Annotated in this window: 1 protein-coding gene; it reads left to right on the top strand. The window is 56.8% G+C overall.

Annotation, left to right across the window (positions count from 1 at the left end):
- Window positions 1–25 precede the first annotated feature (25 nt).
- A protein-coding gene (locus tag ACI3K0_RS30755) for an IS5 family transposase (RefSeq protein ID WP_404946986.1) occupies window positions 26–798 on the top strand; the annotation gives its coding sequence in 2 pieces (ribosomal slippage) (window positions 26–346 and window positions 349–798; 771 coding nt in all).

Here is a 798-nt window from a genome sequence, read left to right as displayed (position 1 = left end):
TCAATCTCCTTGAAAGGAGTTTGCCATGCGCCGTCACGAATTGAGCGACGAAGAATGGGCTATCATCGCACCTCTCTTGCCGACCAATAGCCGTGGAATTGAACGTGTCGATGACCGCCGGGTGATCAACGGCATTCTGTGGCGTTTCAGGACTGGTTCGTCCTGGCGGGATGTGCCGGAGCGTTATGGTCCACGCACGACGCTTTACAATCGGTTCTCCCGCTGGCGCAATGCGGGCGTCTGGGATCGTCTTCTGGACGCCGTTTCAAGGCGTTACGATGGAGACATCGTGATGATCGACAGTTCTTGTGTTCGCGTTCACCAGCATGGTGCCAACGCTAAAAAGGGGGCTCTGCCGATCCTTGCATGGGACGTTCTCGCGGCGGCCTGACGACAAAAATCCATGCTCTTGTCGATGCAGATGGCAGACCGGTTCGGCTGGAACTCACCGCAGGCCAGGCCGCCGATGCACCCATGGCTGAAACGCTGTTGAGCGACTTGCAGCCCGGCGCGACAATCCTTGCCGACAAGGCATACGACACCGATGCAATTCGTAACTTTGCCAAGCAACGCAAATGCTGGGCGAATATCCCTGCAAAGGCCAATCGAAAGCAGACATTCAGCTTCAGCCGCTGGGTCTACCGTCAGCGCAATCTTGTGGAACGGTTCTTCAACCGTATCAAACAGATGCGGGGCCTCGCCACGCGATACGACCGACGTGCCGATAACTATCTCGCCGCTCTCAAGCTTGCCGCAACGAGGATATGGATTGCCTCAGCTAATGAGTCCGCGTCCTAG

Origin of the sequence: Rhizobium sp. ZW T2_16 (assembly GCF_044987325.1) — a bacterium.
GTDB lineage: Bacteria > Pseudomonadota > Alphaproteobacteria > Rhizobiales > Rhizobiaceae > Neorhizobium > Neorhizobium cellulosilyticum.
This window is presented reverse-complemented; position numbering and strand designations above follow the sequence as displayed.